The organism is Gluconacetobacter aggeris (assembly GCF_014174395.1).
Classification (GTDB): domain Bacteria; phylum Pseudomonadota; class Alphaproteobacteria; order Acetobacterales; family Acetobacteraceae; genus Gluconacetobacter; species Gluconacetobacter aggeris.
On sequence record NZ_JABEQD010000001.1, the window covers coordinates 452,005 to 476,166 of the forward strand.

General features: G+C 68.3%; 21 protein-coding genes and 1 tRNA gene. 11 read left to right on the top strand and 11 right to left on the bottom strand.

The genetic code is table 11. The annotated features are described in order from the left end of the window. Positions 1 to 51: 51 nt before the first annotated feature. Positions 52 to 2,736: a pyruvate, phosphate dikinase gene (ppdK, locus tag HLH36_RS02025; protein WP_182984799.1), complete on the bottom strand. Its 2,685-nt coding sequence runs from the start codon at positions 2,734 to 2,736 to the stop codon at positions 52 to 54. Positions 2,737 to 3,002: 266 nt separating this feature from the next. Here ppdK and HLH36_RS02030 point away from each other — a divergent pair, with 266 nt between their 5' ends. Further along, complete coding sequence (locus HLH36_RS02030; protein WP_182984800.1) at positions 3,003 to 3,179, top strand: DUF3311 domain-containing protein; 177 nt, start codon at positions 3,003 to 3,005, stop codon at positions 3,177 to 3,179. Next, the gene (locus HLH36_RS02035) at positions 3,179 to 4,657 is read left to right on the top strand and encodes a sodium:solute symporter family protein (RefSeq protein WP_182984801.1); all 1,479 of its coding nucleotides are present in this window, start codon (positions 3,179 to 3,181) and stop codon (positions 4,655 to 4,657) included. The genes HLH36_RS02030 and HLH36_RS02035 overlap by 1 nt, the downstream gene beginning before the upstream one ends. A gap of 20 nt (positions 4,658 to 4,677) precedes the next feature. Here HLH36_RS02035 and HLH36_RS02040 read toward each other — a convergent pair whose 3' ends face one another. From HLH36_RS02040 to HLH36_RS02055, 4 genes are all read right to left on the bottom strand, one after another. Continuing rightward, positions 4,678 to 5,847: a glycosyltransferase family 61 protein gene (locus tag HLH36_RS02040; RefSeq protein WP_338030371.1), complete on the bottom strand. Its 1,170-nt coding sequence runs from the start codon at positions 5,845 to 5,847 to the stop codon at positions 4,678 to 4,680. 215 nt (positions 5,848 to 6,062) lie between these two features. After that, positions 6,063 to 6,139 (bottom strand) — tRNA-Pro (locus HLH36_RS02045). A gap of 119 nt (positions 6,140 to 6,258) precedes the next feature. Beyond that, entirely contained in the window at positions 6,259 to 6,840 is a 582-nt protein-coding gene (locus tag HLH36_RS02050; RefSeq protein ID WP_182984802.1) for an LOG family protein, read from the bottom strand. Positions 6,841 to 6,904: 64 nt separating this feature from the next. Beyond that, positions 6,905 to 8,116, bottom strand: coding sequence for an MFS transporter (locus tag HLH36_RS02055; RefSeq protein WP_182984803.1), 1,212 nt, complete (start codon positions 8,114 to 8,116; stop codon positions 6,905 to 6,907). A 112-nt stretch (positions 8,117 to 8,228) separates the two neighbouring features. Between HLH36_RS02055 and HLH36_RS02060 the strand changes: the two genes are divergently transcribed. After that, on the top strand, positions 8,229 to 8,825 hold the full coding sequence (locus tag HLH36_RS02060; RefSeq protein WP_182984804.1) for an NUDIX domain-containing protein: 597 nt from the start codon (positions 8,229 to 8,231) through the stop codon (positions 8,823 to 8,825). A 22-nt stretch (positions 8,826 to 8,847) separates the two neighbouring features. On the opposite strand, the gene HLH36_RS02065 is transcribed toward HLH36_RS02060, so the two are convergent. The 3 genes from HLH36_RS02065 to folD all read right to left on the bottom strand — a co-directional run bounded on the left by HLH36_RS02065 (position 8,848) and on the right by folD (position 12,747). After that, positions 8,848 to 10,914, bottom strand: a complete 2,067-nt coding sequence (locus HLH36_RS02065) for a M1 family metallopeptidase (protein ID WP_246376297.1) — start codon at positions 10,912 to 10,914, stop codon at positions 8,848 to 8,850. Between the two features lie 155 nt (positions 10,915 to 11,069). After that, positions 11,070 to 11,816 carry a methylenetetrahydrofolate reductase gene (locus HLH36_RS02070; protein ID WP_182984805.1) on the bottom strand — a complete coding sequence of 249 codons (747 nt, stop codon included), beginning with the start codon at positions 11,814 to 11,816 and terminating at the stop codon, positions 11,070 to 11,072. 13 nt (positions 11,817 to 11,829) lie between these two features. Continuing rightward, positions 11,830 to 12,747, bottom strand: a complete 918-nt coding sequence (gene folD, locus HLH36_RS02075; protein ID WP_182984806.1) for a bifunctional methylenetetrahydrofolate dehydrogenase/methenyltetrahydrofolate cyclohydrolase FolD — start codon at positions 12,745 to 12,747, stop codon at positions 11,830 to 11,832. A gap of 44 nt (positions 12,748 to 12,791) precedes the next feature. Between folD and HLH36_RS02080 the strand changes: the two genes are divergently transcribed. Both HLH36_RS02080 and HLH36_RS02085 read left to right on the top strand, forming a co-directional pair. Then, positions 12,792 to 13,847 (top strand): beta-eliminating lyase-related protein, encoded by a 1,056-nt coding sequence (locus HLH36_RS02080; protein ID WP_182984807.1) that lies wholly within the window; start codon positions 12,792 to 12,794, stop codon positions 13,845 to 13,847. 420 nt (positions 13,848 to 14,267) lie between these two features. Further along, positions 14,268 to 14,849 carry a CC0125/CC1285 family lipoprotein gene (locus HLH36_RS02085; protein WP_182984808.1) on the top strand — a complete coding sequence of 194 codons (582 nt, stop codon included), beginning with the start codon at positions 14,268 to 14,270 and terminating at the stop codon, positions 14,847 to 14,849. 142 nt (positions 14,850 to 14,991) lie between these two features. Here the strand turns inward: HLH36_RS02085 and HLH36_RS02090 are convergent, their stop codons facing one another. After that, positions 14,992 to 16,563, bottom strand: a complete 1,572-nt coding sequence (locus HLH36_RS02090) for a Do family serine endopeptidase (RefSeq protein WP_182984809.1) — start codon at positions 16,561 to 16,563, stop codon at positions 14,992 to 14,994. Positions 16,564 to 16,704: 141 nt separating this feature from the next. Further along, a complete protein-coding gene (locus tag HLH36_RS02095) occupies positions 16,705 to 17,169 on the bottom strand; it encodes a nucleoside deaminase (protein ID WP_182964724.1) in 465 nt (154 codons plus the stop codon). A gap of 317 nt (positions 17,170 to 17,486) precedes the next feature. On the opposite strand from HLH36_RS02095, the gene HLH36_RS19995 reads away from it, so the two are divergent. The 6 genes from HLH36_RS19995 (at position 17,487) to HLH36_RS02120 (ending at position 23,481) form a co-directional block, all read left to right on the top strand. Next, complete coding sequence (locus tag HLH36_RS19995; protein WP_275943745.1) at positions 17,487 to 17,612, top strand: hypothetical protein; 126 nt, start codon at positions 17,487 to 17,489, stop codon at positions 17,610 to 17,612. Positions 17,613 to 17,753: 141 nt separating this feature from the next. Continuing rightward, complete coding sequence (locus tag HLH36_RS02100; protein ID WP_182984810.1) at positions 17,754 to 18,485, top strand: gamma-glutamyl-gamma-aminobutyrate hydrolase family protein; 732 nt, start codon at positions 17,754 to 17,756, stop codon at positions 18,483 to 18,485. Then, complete coding sequence (locus HLH36_RS02105) at positions 18,482 to 19,258, top strand: pseudouridine synthase (RefSeq protein WP_182984811.1); 777 nt, start codon at positions 18,482 to 18,484, stop codon at positions 19,256 to 19,258. The genes HLH36_RS02100 and HLH36_RS02105 overlap by 4 nt, the downstream gene beginning before the upstream one ends. 7 nt (positions 19,259 to 19,265) lie before the next feature. Further along, positions 19,266 to 19,844: a 16S rRNA (guanine(966)-N(2))-methyltransferase RsmD gene (gene rsmD, locus HLH36_RS02110; RefSeq protein ID WP_182984812.1), complete on the top strand. Its 579-nt coding sequence runs from the start codon at positions 19,266 to 19,268 to the stop codon at positions 19,842 to 19,844. Between the two features lie 167 nt (positions 19,845 to 20,011). Next, positions 20,012 to 22,717 (top strand): FtsK/SpoIIIE family DNA translocase, encoded by a 2,706-nt coding sequence (locus HLH36_RS02115; RefSeq protein WP_182984813.1) that lies wholly within the window; start codon positions 20,012 to 20,014, stop codon positions 22,715 to 22,717. After that, positions 22,714 to 23,481 carry an RluA family pseudouridine synthase gene (locus HLH36_RS02120; protein ID WP_182984814.1) on the top strand — a complete coding sequence of 256 codons (768 nt, stop codon included), beginning with the start codon at positions 22,714 to 22,716 and terminating at the stop codon, positions 23,479 to 23,481. The genes HLH36_RS02115 and HLH36_RS02120 overlap by 4 nt, the downstream gene beginning before the upstream one ends. On the opposite strand, the gene HLH36_RS02125 is transcribed toward HLH36_RS02120, so the two are convergent. Next, the gene (locus tag HLH36_RS02125) at positions 23,439 to 23,984 is read right to left on the bottom strand and encodes a hypothetical protein (protein ID WP_182984815.1); all 546 of its coding nucleotides are present in this window, start codon (positions 23,982 to 23,984) and stop codon (positions 23,439 to 23,441) included. The two genes, HLH36_RS02120 and HLH36_RS02125, sit on opposite strands and share 43 nt — an antisense overlap. Between the last annotated feature and the right edge of the window lie 178 nt (positions 23,985 to 24,162).

Genomic DNA, 24,162 nt, shown 5'->3' on the forward strand with positions numbered 1-24,162 from the left:
GGCCCTGCCAGCCCCGCGAACGATGCGGGCGCGGCAGGGCCGGAACGACGGTCAGCGAACCTGCGCGGCCGGCGCCAGTGCGTCACGCGCGGCCAGCGCGGCCTGGGCCGCCGCCAGACGGGCGATCGGCACCCGGAACGGCGAACAGGACACGTAATCCAGCCCGACGGATTCGAAGAACCCGATCGACGCCGGATCGCCGCCATGCTCACCGCACACGCCCAGCTTCAGGCCCGGCTTGACGCTCCGCCCCTTTTCCGCGCCCATGGAAACAAGCTGGCCCACGCCCTCCTGATCGATCGAGATGAACGGATCGCGCGCGATCAGGTCATGCTCCAGATAGAAGGGCAGGAACGTGCCCACGTCGTCGCGCGAGAAGCCGAAGGTCGTCTGCGTCAGGTCATTGGTCCCGAACGAGAAGAAATCGGCCTGCTGCGCGATCCGGTCGGCCGTCAGCGCCGCGCGCGGCAGCTCGATCATGGTGCCGATGCTGTAGTCCAGCTTGGCACCCGTCGCGGCCAGCACCTCGGTCGCCGCCTGTTCGACGATGGTACGGGTCCGGCGCAGTTCGCTTTCCATGCCCACCAGCGGGATCATGATCTCCGGCACCACCGGCTGGCCGGTTTCGGCCGACACGGCAATCGCCGCCTCGATGATCGCCCGGGTCTGCATGGCGTACAGCTCCGGATAGGTCAGCCCCAGCCGGCACCCGCGATGACCCAGCATCGGGTTGGATTCGGACAGCGCCGCCTTGCGTGCCGCCACCGCTTCCAGGCTTTCACCCATGGCGGCCGCGACCTCGGCCAGTTCGGCCTCGCCATGCGGCAGGAACTCGTGCAGCGGCGGGTCCAGCAGGCGGATCGTCACCGGCAGCCCCGCCATGATGTGGAACAGGTCCTGGAAATCCTGGCGCTGGAAGGGCAGCAGCGCGTCGATGGCGCGGACGCGCGTCGCCGCGTCGCCGGCCATGATCATCTGCCGCACGAAGCCGATCCGGTCCGGAGCGAAGAACATGTGCTCGGTCCGGCACAGGCCGATGCCCTCGGCACCGAAATGGCGCGCGGTCTGCGCGTCGTCCGGCGTCTCGGCATTGGCGCGGATCTTCATCCGGCGCACATTGTCGGCCCACCCCATCAGGGTGGAGAAATCGCCCGACAGGGTGGGCTCGATGGTCGCCACCTGACCGGCGAAGACCTCGCCCGTGCCGCCATCCAGGGTGATCCACTCGCCCTCATGCAGCACCGTCGCACCGACCGACAGCGTCTTGGCCTTGTAGTCGACATGGATGCCGCCGGCACCGGCCACGCAGACGCGACCCATGCCACGCGCCACCACGGCGGCGTGCGAGGTCATGCCGCCACGGGTGGTCAGCACGCCACGGGCGGCGTGCATGCCATGCACGTCCTCGGGCGACGTCTCGATCCGGACCAGGATCACGTCCTCGCCCCGCGCGGCACGGATTTCGACATCTTCGGCACTGAAGACGATCGCACCCGCCGCGGCACCCGGCGAAGCAGGCAGGCCGCGGCTGAGCATCGTGCGCGGCGCGTTGGGGTCCAGCGTCGGATGCAGGAGCTGATCGAGCGACGAGGGCGGAACGCGGCGGATCGCTTCCTCGTGCGAGATCAGGCCTTCCTCGGCCATCGCGATGGCGATGCGCAGGGCAGCGGCCGCCGTGCGCTTGCCGGTGCGGGTCTGCAGCATGTACAGACGGTTGTTCTGGACGGTGAATTCGATGTCCTGCATGTCACGATAGTGACGCTCCAGGATATCGCGCACCGACAGCAGCTCGGCGTAGGCCTCGGGCAGCGCGCGTTCCATCGACAGCTCACCCTCGCGGGCACGCTGCTCGGACATCGGCTGCGGCGTGCGGATACCCGCCACCACGTCCTCGCCCTGCGCGTTGATCAGGTACTCGCCGTAGAAGACGTTCTCGCCGGTCGAGGGATCGCGGGTGAAGCAGACGCCGGTGGCGCAGTCCTGGCCCATGTTGCCGAACACCATCGCCTGCACGTTGACGGCGGTGCCCCAGCTCGCGGGAATGTCATGCAGGCGGCGATAGGTATTGGCGCGCGGGTTCATCCACGATCCGAACACCGCGCCGATGGCGCCCCACAGCTGCGCATGCGGGTCCATGGGGAACGGCGCGCCGGTCTCGCGCTGCACGATCTCCTTGTAGCCCACCACGACGTCCCGCCAGTCCTGATCGGTCAACTGGGTGTCGTCCTGCACGCCGGCGCCGCGCTTGGTTTCCTCGATCAGGTCCTCGAAGCGATGGTGCGACACGCCCAGCACGACCGAGCCATACATCTGGATGAAGCGGCGATAGCTGTCCCAGGCGAAGCGCGCATCGCCGGAATTGGCGGCCAGCCCCTCGACCGTCTCGTCGTTCAGGCCCAGGTTCAGCACGGTATCCATCATGCCCGGCATGGACACGCGCGCGCCCGAACGGACCGACACCAGCAGCGGCGCCGCCGGATCGCCGAAACGCAGGCCCAGCGCATCCTCGATTCCCGCCAGCGCCGCCTCGACCTGCGCGCGCAGGTCCTCGGGATAGGCGCGGCCATTGTCGTAGAACGCGGTACAAACCTCGGTCGTGATGGTGAAGCCGGGCGGGACGGGCAGGCCGATCGCCGCCATTTCCGCCAGGTTGGCGCCCTTGCCACCGAGCAACTCGCGCATGCCGGCACCGCCTTCATTCGCGCTGCCACCGAAACTATAGACCCACTTTGTCATAGCTCTCTCCTCTGCCCCGTCCATTCTACTGTGGAACGTGAACATCTCCTGGCCCGACGCCGCATACTCGTTCTTGTTACTTCTTGATCTTGTCAGTCCGGCCCCCACCGGGTCCTTCTAGCTGGAAGACGCACCAATTACGATCCTTTTTCGCGCAGCCAATCCGCACAAGCCCGGCGAAAGCTGCCGGTTGACATGCTGACGGGGATAGGCAACCTCAACGTTCGATGCCCGCAATCAATCAAGAAAATAAGGCCACAATCGGGATGAAAACGCTGTACCTGGCTCTCCTGCTGCCCTTTGTCGGGTTGCTATGGCTTCCGTTCTATGACCGAACGGAACCAACCCTGCTGGGTTTCCCTTTCTTTTATTGGTACCAGCTCGCCTGGGTGCCGGCGACGTCCCTGCTGGTGTGGGTCGTCTGGAAGCGGGACGCACGCTGATGGCATCGCACGTTCCTTCCGCCCCCGCACTGGTCGTCTTCATCCTGTTCTTCGCCATGACCATCGTGCTCGGCAGCACGGTGTCCTGGTGGCGCGGCCGGAGTCACAAGGGCCAGTCCGCTGCCCACGGGTCCGAGGATTGGGGCCTGGGCGGCCGCCAGTTCGGCACCTGGATCACCTGGTTCCTGGTCGGTGGCGATTTCTACACCGCCTATACCGTCATCGCGGTGCCGGCCCTGGTCTATGCGACCGGCGCGTTCGGCTTCTTCGCGCTGCCCTATACGATCATCGTCTATCCGTTCGTGTTCCTGGTCATGCCCATCCTGTGGCAGATCGCCCATGACGGAAGGCACGCGACGGCGGCGGACATCGTCCGCGCGCGCTTCGGCAGCCGGGCGCTGGAACTGGCCATCGCCGCCAGCGGCCTGATCGCGGTCATGCCCTATATCGCACTGCAGCTGATCGGCATCCGCACGGTCATCGAGGCGCTGGGCCTGCCGGGCGAAATCCCGCTGATCGTCGCCTTCATCTCGCTGGCCGCCTATACATGGCTGGGCGGCCTGCATGCGCCGGCGCTGACCGCCTTCATCAAGGATATCATGATCTATATCGCGGTCCTGGCCGCGGTCACGGTCATTCCGCTGCATCTGGGCGGCTACGGCGCCATGTTCGCCACCGCGGCGCAGCACCTGCCCCACCCGCCGGAGGGCCATGCCCTGATGCCGGGCCAGAGCGTGCCCTATGCCACCCTCGCCCTGTCGTCGGCGCTGGCGGCCTTCCTCTACCCGCATACGCTGACCGGCGTGCTGGCCGCGCGTTCGGCCGACACGATCCGCAAGAACGCGGTCATGCTGCCGGCCTATACGCTGCTGCTGGGCCTGATCGCCATGCTGGGGCTGATGGCCCATGCGGCCGGGGTCGTGACCACCAACACGTCCTCGATCGTCCCCAACCTGTTCATGGCGATCTTCCCCGACTGGTTCACCGGCTTCTGCTTCGCCGCGATCGCCGTCGGCGCTCTGGTCCCCGCCGCCGTCATGGCGATCGGCGCCGCCAACCTGGTGACCAGCAACATCTCGCCCGGCCTGCGCAACAATGTCCGCGCCTCGCGCCTCATCGCCCTTGGCATCAAGCTGGGCGCGCTGGCCTGCGTGCTGTTCCTGAACGCCCATTTCGCCATCGACCTGCAGCTTCTGGGCGGTCTGTGGATCCTGCAGACATTTCCGGCACTGGTGCTGGGTATCACCAAGCTGCGCTTCTCCGCCCCGGCAATGCTGGCTGGCTGGGCGGTGGGCACGCTGTACGGCACCTATATCTGCTTCCATGACGGGCTGAAGCCCACCCACATGCTCTCGATCGGCGGCATGCACCAGTTGGTCTCGACCGGCCTGCTGGCATTGCTGGTGAATATCGGCACCGTGGTGGTGGTCAGCCTGCTGGTCCCCGGCCGCAGCCGGAAAGGGGCCACGACCGCCTGAACAGACCGTCGGGCGGTGCCTTACGCGGCGCCGTCCGACACCAGAACCGGCCGCGTACCGCACGACCACAGGCCCGACACCCGGCGCAGCACCCGCGCCACGTCGATCCCGGCCTCCCAACGGGCGACATGATCCTGTCCCGTCGCCCCGGTCGGATACAGATCCGCCCAGTAGTTCAGATGTCCGCGCATCGCCATCGCCAGGAAGCACGGATTGGCATGGTGATCGGGCACCAGCTCGTAGACCAGTGTACCGGGACGGCAGAACCCGATATTGGTCATGCCGGCCCCCAGGGGCCCCACCACCATCGCCGCCGCCCGGAACAGGTCGATCTGCTCAGCGACCGGCATCCGCTCGGGCCGCACCACGCAGAACCCCTCCGCCGCCAGCGCCGCCGCCAGCGCGGCCTCGTTGGGGATCGCCCGATTGCCCGCCCCGCCCCGATCGACATACAGGCGCAGCCCCCGCCGACGGGTGACCGGCACGCGCGCCGCCATGCGCGGAAAAACCGACTGGCATAGCCGCGATAGCGCGAAATCGGCCGCCCCGGCCACGATATTGCAGTAGACTACGCGATCCAGCCGGTACTGGCGCCCGGCCGCCAGTACCAGCCGGCCACCGCCATCCGCAGCCAGCAGATCCAGTGTCTGGCGCTGCCACGGCGACAGGTCGGGCAGCAGCCAGGACAGCCGCCCCCGGCGGCGAATCTCCGGCCGGTCCGACAAGGCCGCCATCACCGGCAGGGCATGCACCATCCAATGATAGTAATTGCCCGGCCAGTGGTCGCTGCACGGCACCGCCACCCCCGGCACCGCATGGCGGATCAGGCGGGCCCGATCGACCCGCAACGCCGCCAGCAACTCGGGCGGCTGGAGGTAGCAGGTCTCCGCCACCAGGTCTCCGTCCTTGATCAGTACCCGGCTGTCCACGTCATATACGACATCACGCAGGACATGGGCCGTCAGCCCGACCGGCGTACTGACCCAATCAAGAAACGGGTTGGCAGTGCCATTGCGCCGCGCATCGGCCGGCGCAAAACGCGCGGCACGCGCCGGACAGGCTTCGAGCAGCACCGAGGATTCGGCAATGTCCGCCAGTTGGACACGACCGGGAGGAGGTCGGGAACGGCGCAGGCGCCGCAGCAGCGAGAAGACCATGATCGTGCCGGAAACCGCATGCAGGACAGGCACGGTCCGACCGCGCCGGCTGCCAGCATGACAGCAAGAGATTGACCGCCCCTTAAGAGGGCCGCTGCAGAAACCACGCTGGCGTCAAGCCACTCCCGCCCCGACCGGATCAAATATGATCTGGGCGTGAGATAATCGCTCATATTCCGGAAAATACCCGATGACGCGGGCACATCACCGCTTTGCGGTGGTATTCGCCCGCTGACATCTTGGAAGTCTGGTCGGAGTGAGAGGATTCGAACCTCCGGCCCCTGCGTCCCGAACACAGTGCTCTACCAGGCTGAGCTACACTCCGAACTCGTGTGGGGGCTATACATGCCCTCCCGCCTCTCCGCAAGGCCCCCCGCGCGAACTAATCGCCCGGGCGGCCGTTTTTTGTCATGCCGCCGTCATATCCGGGTTGCCGGCCAGCCCTTACAACCGGCTGGCATCATCGACGACCGGGCTGCGGATCGCTGCCCCCAGCCGTTCCATCGTGGTAGCCACGTCGGGCACGACCTCGAACAGATCCAGCGCGCTGGACTCGGCAAAGCCGTTTTCCACCGCCGCCCGCAGCATGCCCAGCATCGGGTCGGCCCAGCCCGCCACATTGACGATGAAGATCGGCTTGTCATGCAGCTTCAACTGCCGCCAGGTCATGATCTCGATCGTCTCGTCGAACGTGCCCAGCCCTCCGGGCAGCACGACGAAGGCGTCGGCACGGGCGAACATCAACTGCTTGCGACTGTGCATCGAGTCGGTCACCGTCAGGTCGGTTACGCCCCGATGCATCACCTCACGCGCCTCGAGAAAGGTGGGAATCACCCCGGACACCGCACCGCCGGCCTCCAGCGCCGCATCCGCCACCGTGCCCATCAGCCCGACATCACCACCGCCATAGACCAGCCGCATGCCGGCCTGGCCGAGCCGGTGCCCCATTTCGCGCGCGGCCTCCTGAAACACGGGCCGGGCCCCGAAACGCGACCCGCAGAATACAGCGACGGCAGCAGCGGACATGGATCGTTATCCTCCAGAAGGTGGGTCATGCGCGCGACCGGCCCGCCCGATTCCGCCGAGGCGGCTACCGTCGGGCCGCGTCCGGGCGGGCCTGTTCCCGCAGCAGCAGGGTGGCACCGACCCCGGCCCCGGTAAACAGGGCAGAGACCAGAAACATCGGACCATAGCCCAGACTGTGGATCACCAGCCCCAGCATCGGGCCGGAGAGGCCGATGCCGATATCGAGAAAGACGCTGAAGGCGCCCAGCGCCGCGCCCCGGTTCTGCGGCCCGGCGCGTGTCACCGCCTCCACCCCAAGCGCCGGAAAGACCAGCGAAAACCCCGCCCCTGTCAGCGCCGCGCCCAGGTCGGCCGACGGCACGTCCGCACTCCGCCAGAGCAGCAGCAGCCCCCCGACCTCGACCAGCAGCGAGACCACCGCCACCTTCATCCCGCCACGCAGGCCGATCTGGCGCGAGAAGAGCAGCCGCACCAGAACGAAGACCAGGCCGAACACCATCAGCCCCAGCGCCGCGCCATCCCAATGCCGGTCTGCGAAATACAGCGACAGGCAGGCCGAAATGGCCCCGAACCCGACCGACCCGCAGGCCAGTACGATGCCGTAGGGCAGAACGCGCCAGAAAACCTGGGAGAACGGCATCACCTCGCCGCCCTTGGCGATCGGCGGCACGGCGGCGTAGCGCGTGGCCAGCGCCAGCCCCAGCGCGGGCAGCAGCGCCGAGAGTATCCCAACCCCCACCAGCCCGCCCAGCGCCCCATGAGCCTGCGCCAGAACCGCGCCCACCGGCGCCCCGAAGGCGATGCCGCCATAGGAGGTGATACCGTTCCAGGAAATCACCTGGGCGGTCCGCTCCGCGCCAACGCGCCCGATATTCCACAGGATGGCCCCGGTCGCGGTCCAGCTTTCGCCGACCCCCATCAGAATCCGGCTGGCAACCAGCAGCAGCATGGCGAGGACGGCCCGCTGCGCGCACAGCCCGGCCAGCATCAGCGCCAGCCCCGCGAGTACGCAGATCGCAAGCCCGATCACCACGGCCGGCTTCGCGCCCCGCTCGTCCACGAACCGGCCCGCCTGCGCCCGGGAGGCGAAGGTGGCCAGATATTGCAGCGACACGGCCAGACCCGCGACGACGGTATTATAGCCGAGCGTGCCATGCACGAAGAGCGGAATGACCGCCAGCGGCAGGCCGATATCGACGTAGCAGATCAGGTTGAACAGAACGACGGCGAGAATTCGCAGCGTCGGGTTGGCCGGCCCGCTCCGTAAGACAGTCATGACGAGGCGCACACTCCGTTATCCGGATAACATAACGACCCCCGGCGCCGTTAGCCAAGCATTGAGGGCGGCGCGCCATGATCGGCCACCAGCGCGAAAGGAACCAGCACGCATGACCGCCGACATCCCAGCCCCTGCCGCCGATGCCCCGGACGATTCGGGCGGCTTCGTCACGCTGTCCTCGCGGATCGCCTACGAGAACCCATGGACCCGCGTGCGCGAGGATATCATCCGGCGGCCGGACGGCGGCGAAGGGCTCTACGGCGTGGTCGAGCGCGGGGAATTCGTCGTCATCCTGCCGCTGGGCCAGGGGCCGGACGGCCCAACCGTTACGCTGGTGCGCCAGTATCGCTACCCGGTGCGGGCGAGGCTGTGGGAACTGCCGATGGGCATGTGGGAACATCGGCCCGACGCCGATCCCGAAACGGTGGCACGGGGCGAACTGGAAGAGGAAACCGGCCTGCGCGCCGAACGGCTGCGCCATGCCGGCACCCTGTACCAGGGCGCCGGCTATTCGACCCAGCGCGGCCATGTCTATCTGGCCACGGGCCTGACGCAGGGCCTGCCCCGGCTGGAGGCGACCGAGGCGGACATGACCAGCCACACGATGCCGCTGGCCGAGATGGAACGGATGATCCGCGCGGGCGAGATCACCTGCATGGTCACCCTGGCCGCGCTGGCCCTGGTCAAGGCGCGCGGCTGGTTATAGCGCGGCCCGGCATTCCCCCGCGCTAATGCGCGGGGGGCGTCGCCGGCTGGGCGGGCGGGGCCGCCAGGGTCAGCGCATTGTCGGCGCGGTTCAGGTCCGGGATGTCATGCCCCGGGTCCAGGGTCACCGCCTGCGGGGTGCGGGCGCCCGGGATCGTCAGTTCGATCTCGTTGCGCAGGTACCAGGCCTCGGTCGGAATGGTCAGGCGCGCGCTGGTGCCGTCCGTATAGCTGACCTGCAACGTCACCGGCAGCGGCAGCCAGCCCTTGTTGTCGACCGTCACCACCAGCCCATGGGCCGCACCCTCGCCCGTGGGCGTGGCGGATTTCACCGCATAGTCCGGCCCCCAATTGTTGAAATACCAGCCCCGCCAGAACCAGGACAGGTCCTCGCCCGTCTCGCTGTCCATCAGGCGGAAGAAATCCGAGGGCGTGGGATGGCGATAGGCCCACACCGCGATGTAGCGGCGGAAGGCGCGGTCGAACCGCTCCGGGCCCAGGATCTGCTCGCGCAGCAGCTTCAGCCCATAGGCCGCCTTGAAGTAGGTCACCGGATGCCGATAGCTCTCGGGGATCAGGTCCGAGGGCGTCATCAGGCGGGGCGCGGCCGGGTCGCGCAGCACCGACAGGATATCTTCGGCCGGCTTGCCGGTGGCGGGAGCGAATTCGACATCGCGCTTGGGCGCGAACTCGCCGGAATTGAAATCGTCCGACGCATAGGTGTCGATGAAGGTGTTGAACCCTTCGTCCATGAAGGCATGCCGGCGCTCGTTGGAACCCACGATCATCGGGAACCAGCCATGGCCCAGCTCATGCGCCGTGACCCAGAACAGTTCCGGGTCCTTGTCATGCATGCCGTCGAAGACGATGCCGGGATATTCCATCGCCGCGCCATACCCGCCCAGATTGATCGCGTTCGGCCACGGATAGGGGTACCAGCGACGCGAGAAATACTCGATCGCGTATTTCACATAGGCGGTGGACCGATCCCACTGATGCGGCCCGACCGCTTCGACCGGATAGGCCGACATCGCCAGGCGCGGCACCGGCGCGTGGCCCGGCTCGACCACCACCGGCGGCAGGTTCAGCCGCGCCGCATCCCACAGGAAGGCCGGCGAGGCCGCGAACGCCACGTCGCGCGTGTTGTTCATGCGGAAATGCCAGGTCTTGGTGCCGGTCTGGGCCACATGGCTCTTGGGGTCGTGGATGTCGACCTCGGTACGGATCATCACCCGTTCGTCGCTCTTGGCCGCCTGGGCCAGCCGATCGCGCTCGGTCTGGGTCAGCACCTCGGCCTGGTTGAGCAGCGCGCCCGACCCGACGACGGTGAAGTTCCACGGCACCGTGATGCTGTAATCGATATCGCCATAGTCCAGGAAGAATTCCTGCCCCAGATAGGGCGCGGTATCCCAGCCCCGGACATCGTCATAGACGGCCATGCGGGGGAACCATTGCGCGACTTCGTAGACATCGCCGTTGCGGGTGGTACTGACGGCGGTGCGCCCGCCCCACGTGCCCGGGATCGTGTAATGCCAGACGATCTTCAGCCGGATCTTGCCGCCCTTGCCCTCCAGCGCCGTGGGCAGGGGCACCTGCATCCGCGCGTCGGAGATAACGGGCGTGACCGGGATGCTCTTGCCGTCCTGCTCGATCGACACGCTTTCGATCACGTCGCCATCCGTGTGCTCGGCATGGCGCTGCGGATTGACGAAATTGCCGCGCGAACCGTCACGATAGATGTTCTGGTCGAGCTGCACCCACAGCACGTCCAGCGCGTCGGGGCTGTTATTGGCGTAGGTGATGATCTCGCTGCCCGAAAGCAGGCGGTTGGTGGGGTCGATCGCCGCCTTGATCTCGTAATCGGCGCCGTTCTGCCAATAGGCGCCCCCGGGCACGCCACCGGCCGAACGCGTGCTGCCCGCCGGCATCGGATAGGCGAGGGGGGCAAAGATGCGGGCAGGATCGGGCGACGGCATGGCGGGCGCGGCGGCGGGCGCCGGGGTCGGTGGGCCCTCCTCGGCGGCGTGCGCGGGCGCCGTTCCGCCCACGATCAGCAGGGCAGCGCCCAGAACCAGCCCGATCGCGGTCATGGAGCCGGCAATCCCCGGCTGAAACCCTGGCCCGGCGGACAGGCGTGGACATGGACGATGATGCGGCACGGTCATAACCTCTCGGGGAACGGACTCTTTCCCCAAGGCTAACGGAATTGCGGGGCGGAGGTAAGCCGTCCCACCCCCGCTCCGTATCAGCCGAGCGCCTGCTGGATCGGCCCCAGATAGGCGGGCAGATTCACCCGCAGCGGCATCAGATAGACATGCCCCCCGGCCGCCCGGACGGCACGGATCGCCCGAACCGCGAAGGCGATATTGGCCTCCAGCGTCAGGTCGAACCCATGGGGGAAGACAACGTGATTCGTCGTCTCCCAGTACGAACGGGATTTCGGGCCGATGACCGGCGAAATCCCCCAGAACACGGTCTCGCCCGCCAGCCAGCCCATGCAGAGGTCGAGCATCCGCATGTCGAACACCGGCTGGGTGAAGAAACCGGCAGCCCCGGCCTCCTTCTTGCGTGCCACCGCCTCCATCTCGCGCCAGGGAGCATGGCGCCAGGGGTCGAAGGCCGCATAGACCGTCAGATGCGGGGCCTCGCGCCGATAGCGGCGGATCACGCTTTCCGACGAATTGGGAAAGGTCCGGCGGCTGAGATCCGCCGGCGGATCGCCCCGCACCACCAGGATTTCCGTCAACCCCGGCACATCAGCACCCGGCAGCGGGCCATCGGGATCGATATCGATGGCCCGGATATGCGGCACGACACGCGGCACGACCGGCTGCAGCAGCGGCACCGCGTCCCAGCCCTGCATGGGAAAACGCATCAGGCTGGGCACGTTCAGCGTATCGGCCAGCGGGAAATGCGCGCGGATCTGCCCCGCATCGCGCAGCAACGTTTCGGCGTCGCGCGGGATCAGCTCGACCGACAGGCGCGCCGTCATCGCCCCGCCGCCCTCAGCCCGCGCCGCCGACAATGCGCCGGGCGGCGGCCAGGGTATTGTTCAGCAGGCAGGCGATGGTCATCGGCCCGACACCGCCGGGCACCGGGGTGATCCGCCCGGCGCGGGTCACCGCCTCGTCGAACGCCACGTCGCCGACCAGGCGCGTCTTGCCGCTGGGCAGCGAGATCCGGGTAATGCCCACGTCGATCACGGCCGCGCCGGGCTTGATCCAGTCGCCGCGCACCAATCCGTGGCAGCCGGTCGCCACCACCAGGATATCGCCCTGCCGGGCCAGGGCGGCGGTATCGCGCGTGTCGATATGCGCCACCGTCACGGTGCAGCCCTCGGCCAGCAGCAGGCGCGCCATCGGCCGGCCGACCAGGTTGGACGCGCCGATGATCACGGCATGCAGGCCGCGCAGGTCGCCCAGTTCCGACTTCAGCAGCATCAGGCAGCCCAGCGGCGTACAGGGCACGATGCCCGGCTGGCCCAGCGCCAGCCGCCCGGCATTGACCTCGCCCAGCCCGTCCACATCCTTGTCGGGATGGATGGCATTGGTGATCGCCACCGGGTCCAGCCCGGCGGGCAGCGGTAGCTGCACCAGGATGCCGTGAATTTCCGGATCGTGATTCAGTCGCCCGATCAGCGCAAGAAGCTCGGCCTGCGACGTGGTTTCGGGCAGCATGTGCATGAACGAGCGCATGCCCGCGCGATGGGTCTGCAGCGCCTTGTTGCGCACATAGACCTCGCTGGCCGGATCGTTGCCCACCAGTACCACCGCCAGGCCGGGCGTGACCTGATGGCGGTCATGGAACGCGCGGACCTCATGTGCGATCGTCTGCGTCAGGTTCGCCGCGAACGCCTTGCCGTCGATCAGGCGCGCGGACGGGTTGCGAACGGACGCGGTTTCGGCGGAAGCTGGTTCGGTCATGCGGCACTCCGGACAACGGGAACGGAAAAGAGCAGGGGGATAGCGTGGTAGAGCAGATACGCAAGAACTTCAGCAGCGACAATGTCGTTCCGGCCTGTCCCGCCGTGATGTCCGCCCTGGTCGCCGCCAATGCGGACGCCGCCCCCGCCTATGGCGGCGATGCCTGGACGGCGCGCCTGGATACCGTGGTGGCGGACATTTTCGAACACCCCGCCAAGGTCTTTCCCGTCGCCACCGGCACCGCGGCAAACGCGCTGGCATTGGCCGCCATCGCGCCACCCTATGGCGCGATCCTGTGCGACGACAGCGCGCATATCGTACAATCCGAATGCGGGGCGCCGGACTTCTTCACCGGCGGCGCCCGGCTGGTCTCCATCCCGTCCGAGGACGGGCGCATGGCACCGGACGCCCTGTCCTACATGCTGGACCGCCTGCCCGCCGACAGCGTGCAGAACCCCCTCCCGACGGCGCTGAGCCTGACTCAGGCGACGGAATGGGGCACCGTCTACCCCCCGGCGCGGATCGCCGAACTGGCGCAGTTGGCCCACGCACGCGGCATGGCGGTACATATGGACGCCGCGCGGCTGGCCAATGCCATCGCCCACCTCGGGTGCAGTCCGGCCGAGACGACCTGGAAGGCCGGCATCGACATATTGTCGCTGGGCATGACCAAGACCGGGGCCATGGCGGCCGAAGCCGTGATCTTCTTCAATCCCGCCCTGGCCGAACAATTCGCCCGGCGCCGCAAGCGCGCGGGCCATGTCTGGTCCAAGCAGCGGTTCCTCAGCGCGCAGATCCTGGCCTGCCTGGAAGACGATCTGTGGCTGAACAACGCCCGACAGGCCAATGCGATGGCACAGCGGCTGGCCGGCGGGCTGTTCCGCCACCCCGGCGCACGGCTGCTTTACGCCACCGAGGCCAACGAAATCTTCGTCGCCTTGCCACACCGGGCCATCACCCATCTGCGCGCGGCGGGCTTCACCTTCCATGACTGGCACACCCCGCCGGGCGTGGACGGCACCGTCATCCGGCTGGTCACCAGCTATTACACGCGCGTCGCGGACGTCGATGCGCTTTTGGAGACGCTGGCGGCAGTCTGATACCGGCTTCATCCTCCATCCTCCGCTGAAGCGCGAGCCGGGACGCGGGTTTGGGACGACACGCCGAAAATCCCCTTCGCCAGGGTCGCCGGCATGGGCCGCCATGCCCGGGAGGCACAAAAAATTCCCCGATCATGCGTTGAACCCGGCAGGGTGGCACACATTTACGATGGACCGCCGGCTGCGGCCCCCCATGGCGCCATTCCCGTCCGAAAAGGGCGAAGGCGCATGGAAGCCGGCCGATCGGGGCGCCCGCACGGACGGACAGGGGTGATTGAAGCCTGACGGTCCCAGGAAAAAACAACCTGAGACCATCAGGCTCCAAAATAACAAGATAAAGCAGGAACGGCTCAGCCTGAGCCGCTTCGAGACCTGTGTCGCGCTTGTCGGGTTAGGAGCCCGAAACCGGGGAGACAGGATATGTCCAGGACCCGTATGCAGGTCCGCCAGATCGCCGCGATCGCCTTGTTGGGGCTGGTCGCAGCCTGCACGAACCCAACACCATACCAACCCGCGACGGAGGAGGGGGAAGGATATACGACGCAGCAGATCGAAACCAACCGGTTCCGCGTATCCTTCCAGGGCAACTCGGTCACGTCACGACAGACCGTGGACACCTACATGCTCTATCGCTGTGCCGAGGTCACCTTGGAGAACGGCTATAATTACTTCGTGATCGTGAACAGGGCCGTCGACAAGAACACGGCCTATGAGGGCTATGGCGACAATCTCGCATGGGGCTGGGGCGGCGGCTGGGGATGGCGCCACGGCGGGGCCGGTTTTGGCCCATGGGGAGGCACCGGCATGAATTACACGGAACCGGTCAACAGCTATGACGCGATCGCCGATATCGTGCTGTATCGGGGCATCAAGCCGGCCAATGATCCCTACGCCTATGACGCACGCGAGGTCGTGACCGCGATCGGCCCGACGATCATGCGGATTGCGCCCGCGCCGAGGACATCGGCATTGCCGGCATCGCCGACAGGCACTGGATACTGATCCGGCAAAAGATGTGCACTCCGCGGCCGGATCGCAAAGCGATGATGCATCCTCGCACTGTATCCGGCCGCGATGAATGAGGCCCAACGCCGACCGCCGCCATTCCTTCATGGAAAGAGTGGCGGCGGTCGGCAAGCGGCAATCAATCGTTATCGTCTTCGTTGCCGCCCGCATTCTCGCCATTGTCGGACGAACCCGGCGTCACGGCGATAAAGATGCTCTGCCCGTTGCGCAGGACACGCAGCAGCACCGACTGATTGGCTTTCAGGGCCGCGCGCACGGCGGTGACCGTGGCGCCGGGATTGTCGACCGGGCTGTTGCCGACGGCCTGGATCACGTCGCCGGCATGGATACCCGCCTGCTCGGCCACCGAACCCGCCTGAACATCGCTGACCACGACACCGCGCACCGATGCATCCAGCCCAAGCTGCTGGCGCAGCTCGGTGGTGAGGGGCGACAGCGAGACACCCAGGCGCGGGCCGCCGACCGTGTTCCTGTCACCGACCGCGCCGTCGGGCGACGGCGCGCCGGACAGGTTGGCGATCTTCACCGTGGCGCTCTGCGCCGCATTGTTGCGCAGATAGGCCACCGTCGCCGAGGTGCCCGGCGGCAGCGATGCGACCTTGACCGCCAGGTCATGCGGGCTGTCGATCTTCTGCCCGTTCAGCGTCGTGATCACATCGCCGGCCTTCAGGCCCGCCTTTTCGGCCGGGCTGCTGTTGCTGACGCTGGCGATCAGCGCACCCGTGGGCGGGGCGCCATCGGTGGCGGGCTTCAGGCCCAGCGCCTTGGCCATGGCCGGCGTGATCACCTGCGCGACCACCCCCAGATAGCCGCGCGTCACGTGGCCGGTCTTCTGCAACTGGGAAACGACGTTCTTGACCACGTCGGACGGAATGGCGAACCCGATGCCGATCGAACCGCCCGAAGGCGACAGGATGGCGGTGTTCACGCCCACGACCTTGCCGTCCTGGGTAAAGAGCGGCCCGCCCGAATTGCCGCGATTGATCGGCGCATCGACCTGGATGAACGAATCATAGGGCCCGTCGCCGATATCGCGGCCCCGCGCCGAGACGATGCCCGCCGTCACCGTACCGCCCAGCCCGAAGGGATTGCCGACCGCGACCACCCATTCACCGGGCTCCACCTTGTCGGAATCGCCCAGCTCGATGAAGCGCAGCTTGCTCTGGGTAGAGACCTTCAGCAGCGCCAGATCGGTCTTGGGGTCGCGCCCGATGATCTTGGCGGGCAGGGTGGTGCCGTCGTCGAGCGTCACCGTCACCTTGGTCGCGCCCTTGACCACATGGTTGTTGGTGACGACAAAGCCGTCCGCCGAGATGATGAAGCCCGAGCCCCGCGCCTCGACCGTGCGGCGCTGCTGCTGCTGCGGCATCATCTGGAACGGGAACGGGAAGGGAAAGGGCATCTGCTGCTGGCCCTGCATCCCGCCCTCTTCATCCAGGTCGTCCGCGCGGATGTTGGACGTGATCGAGACCACCGCAGGCCGGACCTGCTTCACCAGGTTGACGAAATTGGGCAGCGTCTGGGTCTGCGCTTCCGGCCGGATGACCCCCGTCTCGTCAGCCCGTGCCGTGTCCACCATCACGGCCTGCGCCGCGCCGCCCAGCATGGTCGTGGCGACCAGCGCGGCCAAAACCCTGCCCCGCGTCCGGCGAGGGCGGAAAGACATCATCGGCTGAAACTCGTCAGTCATAGCATTCCTGATTGTTGCGGGGGCGACCGGGCAAGACGCCGCCCCCTCCTGAGGTATCGTCCGGCAGAGTACGGGGACCGACCGAACCTGTCCCGTACCTGTCGATGAAGGATGCGTTATCTAAGCGTTTCCCGCAAATTCTCACCCCCGCAATGCCTGGAAGAACCCGCGCAGCAGATCCGCCGCCTCGCGCTCGCGCACGCCGCCCACCCATTCGGGCCGGTGCAGGCAGTCCGGGCGGGCCAGCAGGCGCGGCCCGTGCTCGACTCCTCCCCCCTTGGGGTCATAGGCGCCGAACAGGATGCGCCCGACCCGGAAATGCACCGCGGCCGCCGCGCACATCGGGCAGGGTTCCAGCGTCACGACCAGCGTGCAGCCGGTCAGGCGCGGACTGCCCAGCCGCCGGGCGGCAGCCCGCATGACCAGCATTTCGGCATGGGCACCCGCATCATGCCCGGCCTCGACCCGGTTGCCGTCGCGGGCCAGCACGCTGCCATCGGGCCCCAGCAGCACCGCGCCCACCGGAACCTCGCCCCGCGCGGCGGCGGCACGCGCCTCGTCCAGCGCCATTCCCATCGGGTCGGCGGGGCGGGCGTCAGCCGGCATGGCACGGCACCCAGCCGGAATATGCGAAAAAACCGCAGAAACCCAGATCCTGTCTTCGCCCGGTCATGAAACTCCGTCCTCGTCGGCCGCGTTCGCGTCACACCCCCGTCAACGCGCCCCATATGACGGCGACCGGGGAGGACACGGCGTTCACAAGATATTACAGGATTACGCCGTGCCCGGGGCGAGCCCAACCGCGCGATCCGGGAAAAAATGTTGATTTTAATGGACAGCCTGGGTTGCGAGTGACAGTGTAACGAAATCGCCGGTAACGGTTCCTGAAACAATCGGGACCGATATGAAACAGGAGGCAGACGATGAATACGCTCACGTTGATCCTGGCCGCCGCTGCAATCGTCATCGGCTTTTCCGCCTGCGAACCCGAACTGATGGGCCGCCATGCCATGACCGCGAGCCTGCATTCGATGGTCTCCGACGGCTGACGGCACGGACCGGCCGGCCGGCATTGCCTTTCCCGGGTCCCGGGCTGACGGTCCGGGCCGGAACGGCGCCTGTCGCCGACGGCGGGTCCTTCCGCGCATAGCGGATTTCCCTGGAGGCAATATTCCTCTAGGTCAGGCGGAATGACCCGCTCCCGCCCCCTGATCGGCGTGACCCTGGACAGCGAGGCCGGCAGCCAAGACGGGCGCGGCTATTCGCGCTTTCCGTGGTACGCGCTGCGCTGCAATTACATGGATGCCATCGCCGACGCGGGCGGACTGCCGGTCGCACTGCCTCATGGGGCCGATCTGGCCCCCGCCCTGCTGGCGCGGCTGGACGGGCTGGTGATCACCGGCGGCGCCTTCGACGTCGACCCGGCCCTGTACGGCGCGGACCAGCGCCATGACAGCGTCACCCTCAAGACCGATCGCACCGGGGCCGAACTCGCGCTGGCACGGGGCGCCATCGCATCGGGGCTCCCGCTGCTGGGCATCTGCGGCGGGCAGCAATTGCTGGCCGTCGCCCTGGGCGGCACGCTGATCCAGCATATTCCCGACGCCGTGGCCGGCGCGCTGGCGCACGAGCAACCCAATCCGCGCAACGAGGCCGGCCATGATGTGGACATTCTGCCCGGCACGCTGCTGGCGCGCGTGACCGGCGCCGCACGGATCGCCGTCAATTCCGCCCACCATCAGGCCGTGCGCGACCCGGGCCGGGCCGTCATCAGCGCCGTGGCACCCGACGGCGTGGCCGAGGCCATCGAATATCCGGACCATCCCTTCTGCCTGGGCGTGCAATGGCATCCGGAATTCGCCATATCCATGGCCGACAGACATATTTTTTCCGCCCTGATAGAGGCTTCGGGATCGAGATGACAAAGCGCGACGACACCAGCCGGCCCGAGCGCGGCGAACGGATCGCCAAATGGCTGGCACGCTCCGGCATCGCCAGCCGCCGCGACGCCGAACGCATGGTCGAGGAAGGGCGCGTACGCCTGAACGGCGAGGTCGTGGCCCATCCGGCCACCTTCGTCGTGGCCGGCGACACCGTGCAGGTGGACGGCGCGGTGGTCGAAAGCCCCGAGCGCACCCGGCTGTGGCGCTATCACAAGCCCGACGGGCTGGTGACCACCCACCGCGATCCCGAGGGGCGGCCGACCGTCTTCGCCTCGCTGCCCGAGGGCATGCCGCGCGTCATCAGCATCGGCCGGCTGGACCTGAACAGCGAGGGCCTGCTGCTGCTGACCAATGACGGCGAGCTGGCCCGGCGGCTGGAACTGCCGTCCAATGGCTGGCTGCGCCGCTATCGCGTGCGCGTCTTCGGCGTGGTGGACGAGGCCCGGCTGAAAGGGCTGGCCGAGGGCAGCGTCTTCGAAGGCGTGCGCTATGGGCCGATCGAAGCCGGGCTGGATTCGCGCAAGGGCGACAATGCCTGGCTGACCGTGGCACTGCGCGAGGGCAAGAACCGCGAAGTGCGCAAGGTCATGCGTGGCCTGAACCTGCATGTCAGCCGGCTGATCCGCACCGCCTACGGCCCGTTCCAACTGGGCACCCTGCAACGGTCGGAGCTGGAGGAAGTGCCGGGGAAGGTCCTGCGCGAGCAGATTCCGGGACTGGGGCCGGCCCCGCGTCCGTCGCGCCGGTCCTGACCGGCCGATGCGGATCGTCGCCGGCCAATGGCGCGGCCGCGCGCTGGCGGCACCGCCGGGGCGCACCACCCGCCCCACCGCCGACCGGGTGCGCCAGGCCCTGTTCGACATGCTGCTGCATGCGCCCTGGGGCGGCTATGACCTGATGGAAGAGGCACGGGTGCTGGACGGCTTCGCCGGGACGGGCGCCCTGGGGCTGGAGGCCCTGTCGCGCGGCGCGGCCCACTGTACGTTCTTCGAGACCGACCGCACCGCCCTGGCCGCCCTGCGCGCCAATATCGCGGCCTGCGGGGCGCATGACCGCGCGACGGTGCGCGCCGGCGACGTAACCCGGCCGCCCGCCGCCGCCCATGCCTGCGGCCTGCTGCTGCTGGACCCGCCCTACGGGCAGGGACTGCCGGAACGGGCCCTGGCGGCGCTGGCCCGGACAGGCTGGATCGCTCCCGGCGCCCTGATCGTGATCGAAACCGGCGCCGACGAGGCCCTGCCGGCCACCCCGATCCTGCCCCACGCGCCGCTGGCCGAGCGGCGGCACGGCGCGGCCCGGCTTTCGATCTGGCGGGCGGCCGACGACAGGCCGGAATAACGGCTGAACCGCCTTCTTTATTCCCGAAAGGCCGGGCTATACTTCCTGCCGCCTCCGGACCCGGGCCCGGCCGCCTCCCGGCGGGGCCGTCCGCTTCATCGTGCCTGCCATCGTGGCGGAACCACCCGTTCCGCGCGATGAGGGCCCAGCGTACAGGACCCGAACATTTGCCGAGCTTTGGCCGCTACATTCCTGCCTCCCTGAACGCGCCGCGCATCCGGTCCGCCGCAAGGCAGAGGCTGGCCGAGATGGGAGGCATGGTGCTGTGGCTTCTGGCCCTGGCACTGGCCGCGTCGCTATGGAGCTACAATCCGCTCGACCCGTCGATGAACACGGCCAGCACCCAGCCGCCCACCAACCTGCTGGGCATGGCCGGTTCCTATCTGGCGGACGTGCTGTTGCAGAATGTCGGCATTACCTGCGCCCTGCCGATCCTGGCGATGATGGCATGGGGCTGGCGGGTCATCCGCCATACGGCCATGGGGTCGATCCTGCTGCGGGCGGTGGCCGTGCTGTGCGCCATGCCCGTCATGGGCGCGCTGCTGGCGGCCCTGCCGATGCTGCTCCCGATCCTGCCGACGCCGCATTGGCCCACCGAATCCGGTCTCGGCGGGGCGTTCGGCCTGTCGATCGCCCACACCGCCATCCAGGCGGGCGCGTCGCTGCTGGGCCCGGCCGGGCGGCTGGCCGTATGGGTGCTGGGGCTGCTGCTGACCGTCCTGCTGGTGCCGCTGGGGATCGGCCTGTCCTTCACCGAATGGGCGGCCATCGGCCGGGGCCTGCGCACCGTCGCCCGGCAGCCGATGCGGCTGGCCCGCCGCATGCCGGCGCGTCCCGCCCCCAATGACCACCCCGCCGCCGACATGACGGGGCGCTGGAACGGCTCGCTGGACGGCATGGTGCCGCCGCCCCGCCCGGACCTCTCCGCCCAGGCCCGCGCCCCCGAGCCGCCGCGCACGCCCCGCGCCGAGCGCCCGGCGCCGGAAGCGCGTTCCGCCATCCAGCCGGCGTCCACCCGACCGGCGGCCCGGCCACCCGCCCGGCCATCGCTGGGCACGGGCTGGGTCCAGCCCCCCGGCATGGAGAGCGACACCGACGACGACGCCCCGCCCCTGCTGCTGGGAGGGCCCGCGACGCAGGAACTGGCCCCCCGGCATGTGCCGGAACCCGCCCATTCCCCCACCCCCCCGCCCGCGCCGACGGCCGAGGCCCCGCGCCCGTCGCTGATGGGCCGGCTGTTCGGCAGCCGCCCCGACCCGGTCGATCCGCCATCCACCGCCCCCCGCGCAACCCCCAGCAGCCAGGCCTATGCCGCACCGCCCCGCTCCGACGGGCGCGACCCGTGGCGCCTGCCGCCGCTGGACCTGCTGAAACCCGCCCCCTCGCATGCCCAGACCGGGCCGTCGCAGGACGCGCTGCAGGCCAATGCGCGGCTGCTGGAAACCGTGCTGTCGGATTACGGCGTGCAGGGACAGATCGGGCAGATCCATGCCGGGCCGGTGGTCACCCTGTACGAGCTGGAGCCCGCGCCGGGCATCCGCTCGGCCCGCGTGATCGGCCTGGCGGACGACGTGGCGCGGTCGCTGTCGGTGCTGAGCGTGCGCATCGCCACCGTGCCGGGCCGCAACGTGATCGGCATCGAAGTGCCCAATGCAAGGCGCGAGACGGTGTACCTGTCCGAACTGTTCACCGACGATGCCTGGCACCATGCGTCGTCGAAGCTCTGCCTGGCGCTGGGCAAGGATATTTCGGGGATGCCGATCTATGGCGACCTGGCGCGCATGCCGCATCTGCTGATCGCCGGCACCACCGGATCGGGCAAATCGGTCGGCGTCAACGCCATGATCCTCTCGCTGCTGTTCCGCATGTCGCCCGAGGAATGCCGCCTGATCATGATCGACCCCAAGATCCTGGAACTGTCGATCTACGAGGGCATCCCGCATCTGATGACGCCGGTGGTGACCGAACCGGCCAAGGCGGTCGCCGCCCTGAAATGGACGGTGCGGGAAATGGATCGCCGCTATCGCGCCATGTCCCACCTGCAGGTACGCAATATCGGCGGCTACAACGACCGGGTGGCCGATGCGAGGCGGCGCGGCGAAGTCGTCTCGCGCCGCGTACAGACCGGCTACGACCCCGAGACCGGGCGCCCGACCTTCGAGGAACAGCAGCTCGCCCTGGAATCCCTTCCCTATATCGTCGTGGTGATCGACGAGATGGCGGACCTGATGATGGTCGCGGGCAAGGAGATCGAAATGGCGGTGCAGCGCCTGGCACAGAAGGCCCGCGCGGCGGGCATCCATGTCATCATGGCGACGCAGCGCCCGTCGGTGGACGTGATCACCGGCACCATCAAGGCCAATTTCCCGACCCGCATCTCGTTCCAGGTCATCAGCAAGTTCGACAGCCGCACCATCCTGGGCGAGCAGGGGGCCGAGCAGCTTCTGGGCCAGGGCGACATGCTCTACATGCAGGGCGGCGGGCGGATCACCCGCGTCCATGGCCCCTTCGTCGCCGACGGCGAGGTCGAGGAAGTCGTGCGCTTCCTCCGCAGCCAGGGCGAGCCGATCTATGATGACGACGTGATCTCGTCCCAGGACGAGGACGGCGCGGGCAGCGCCGGCGGCGGCAAATCGTCCGGCAACGGGCTGAACGGCAGCTATGACGATGAAACCAGCCTGTTCGACCAGGCGGTCGCCGTCGTGGCGCGCGAGGGCAAGGCCTCCACCTCCTTCATCCAGCGCCACCTGTCGATCGGCTACAACCGGGCGGCCAAGATCATCGAGCAGATGGAAAAGGAGGGCATCGTCAGCCCGGCCAACCATGTCGGCCGGCGCGAGGTCCTGCTGCGCCGCACCGACGACGACGAATGACCCGGCGAACGCGCCGTCCTCCGCCCCCGCCGGCTGCCCGCCCGGCCCTGCCTGCCCCGGGCAGCGGGGTCGATCCGTTTCCGGTCCTGTTTCGTGATGCCCGCTTCCTGGTCATCGACAAGCCGCCCGGCCTGCCGGTGCATGCCGGTCCCGCCGGCGGCCCGTCGGTCGAAGATGCGTTCCCGCTCCTGTCGCGGCGGGCGGACGGACCATGGCTGGCCCACCGGCTGGATCGCGACACGTCGGGCTGCCTGCTGATCGCGCTGCGCAAGCAGCCGCTGCTGGCCGCGCAGGCGGCCTTCGCCAACGGGCATGCACGCAAGACCTACTGGGCCATGGTGCGCGGCCGCCCCGCCGCCGACGGCGGCACGGTGGCGATGACGATGGCCAAACAGTCGGACACGCGGGGCTGGCGCATGGTCCAAGCCGCGACGGGACAGGATTCGCGGACCGAATGGCGGCTACTGGCCAGCGACGGACATGTGAGCTGGCTGGAACTCCGCCTGCTGACCGGGCGCACCCACCAGGCCCGGCTCCATTGCGCCAGTCTGGGCTGCCCGGTGCTGGGCGACGCGGTCTATGGCGACGCGACGGGCCCGGAGGCGCACAGGCTGCACCTGATGAGCCGCGCCCTCTCGCTACCGCTGGAGCCGCCGGTCTCCGCCGTCGCGCCCCCTCCCGACCATATCCGCGCCATCCTGGCTCGCCAGGGCTGGCAGGATCAGGATTGCTCTTCCAGCGCGCGCATGCAATCGGCCCCCTGATCGATCAGATGGATGTCATGCACCGCCCGGATCGCCGTGAGCGCCCGGGGGCGCCAGGACGCGGGCTCGGCCGCCGGCGCGCAGATCGTCCGGCCACCGAGCTGGTTACTGTTTTTCCGGTCCAGGATCGACAGGACCGCGCGCGGATTGCGGGGCAATGCCCGACGCAACGCAACCTGAAGCGAACGGCCCGTCGCCGGATCGGCGGCCGGCATCAGGTCGGGCAGCAGCGCGATCCAGTTCTCCCATCCCGCGGCCACCGCACGGCGCACGCGCGCCCATTCGCGATCGCGGGTCAGTATCCGCGCCACTTCATGCGCGCCGTCCTGCCTGATCCGCTCGGCCAGCCCACGCGCCGTCAGCGGCTGCGCTGCTTCCAGCGGGCCGAAAGCCGTGGTGACTGCCTCCGCGCCGACGGCGGGGAAAGTCAGCACCATGCTCGTCAGCAGCAGGGCAAGGCGCAGCGGCGTGAACAGGCGGGCGAGCAGGGGGCGGCGGATCAACAAAAGGACCTCCGGAACAGGATGCTGGCGGAACACGAAAATCAGACGATTGAGGCGGGAAGGGGGCTTTTCCGCGACGCGGCGCTGTTGCGGGCAGGGCGTCGAATGCCTATAGCGAGCAGCATCAGATCGGGCACGGACGGCGTCCGCCCCGTCACCAGGGGCCGCCATCGGCCCA